Genomic DNA, 1,506 nt, shown 5'->3' with positions numbered 1-1,506 from the left:
CAAAGAGAGTGAAAGCCTCGTAAACGAAATCCGACCCACTCCATTCAGTATCCTGAGTACGGCGGAACACGAGAAACTCCGTCGGAATCTGGGAGGACCATCTCCCAAGGCTAAATACTCCCTAGTGATCGATAGTGAACCAGTACCGTGAGGGAAAGGTGAAAAGAACCCCGGAAGGGGAGTGAAATAGATCCTGAAACCGTGTGCCTACAAGTAGTCAGAGCCCGTTTATGGGTGATGGCGTGCCTTTTGTAGAATGAACCGGCGAGTTACGTTAACATGCAAGGTTAAGATGAAAAGTCGGAGCCGGAGCGAAAGCGAGTCTGAATAGGGCGACTAAGTATGTTGACGTAGACCCGAAACCAAGTGACCTACCCATGACCAGGTTGAAGATGCGGTAAAACGCATTGGAGGACCGAACTCGTGTATGTTGAAAAATGCTGAGATGAGTTGTGGGTAGCGGTGAAATTCCAAACGAACTTGGAGATAGCTGGTTCTCTCCGAAATAGCTTTAGGGTTAGCCTCGGGGATTAGGATCGTGGAGGTAGAGCACTGTTTGGACTAGGGGCCCGTCTTGGGTTACTGAATTCAGATAAACTCCGAATACCATTGATCTATACCCGGGAGTCAGACGATGAGTGATAAGATCCACCGTCGAAAGGGAAACAGCCCAGATCACCAGTTAAGGTCCCAAAATTCATGCTAAGTGGAAAAGGATGTGGAAACGCATAGACAACTAGGATGTTGGCTCAGAAGCAGCCATTCATTCAAAGAGTGCGTAATAGCTCACTAGTCGAGTGATTCTGCGCCGAAAATGTACCGGGGCTAAGCATGATACCGAAACTGTGGATGTGTCGTAAGACACGTGGTAGGAGAGCGTTGTAAGAGCATTGAAGCTGTACCGTGAGGAGCAGTGGAGTTCTTAGAAGTGAGAATGCCGGTATGAGTAACGAAAGACCAGTGAGAATCTGGTCGGCCGCAAGACTAAGGTTTCCTGGGGAAGGCTCGTCCTCCCAGGGTTAGTCGGGGCCTAAGATGAGACCGAGAGGTGTAATCGATGGATAACAGGTTGATATTCCTGTACTAGTTTATTTTGTTTGAACGATGGAAGAACGCAGGAGGATGATGTGTGCGCGCTGATGGATATGCGCGTCCAAGCAGTAAGTCTTGAGTTGAGTCAAATGCTTAGCTCTTTAAGGACAAGCTGTGATGGGGAGTGAAATTTTAGTAACGAAGCACAGTAACTCACACTGCCGAGAAAAGTTCCTAGTTAGAAATAAACTACCCGTACCGCAAACCGACACAGGTAGTCGAGGAGAGTATCCTAAGGTCAGCGAGTGAACTCTCGTTAAGGAACTCGGCAAAATGACCCCGTAACTTCGGGAGAAGGGGTGCTGGTGTAACAGCCAGCCGCAGTGAATAGGCCCAAACAACTGTTTATCAAAAACACAGGTCTATGCTAAATCGTAAGATGACGTATATGGGCTGACGCCTGCCCGGTGCTGG

1 rRNA gene is annotated in these 1,506 nt (G+C 48.5%); it reads left to right on the top strand.

The annotated features are described in order from the left end of the window. Positions 1–1,506 (top strand): 23S ribosomal RNA (locus tag FHL05_RS12340); the annotation flags it as partial.

The sequence above is a fragment of the Companilactobacillus halodurans genome (assembly GCF_009600995.1).
GTDB classification, from domain to species: Bacteria; Bacillota; Bacilli; order Lactobacillales; family Lactobacillaceae; genus Companilactobacillus; species Companilactobacillus halodurans.
The sequence above is the reverse complement of the archived record's forward strand: the minus strand, read 5'-3'. Positions and strand labels throughout refer to the sequence as shown.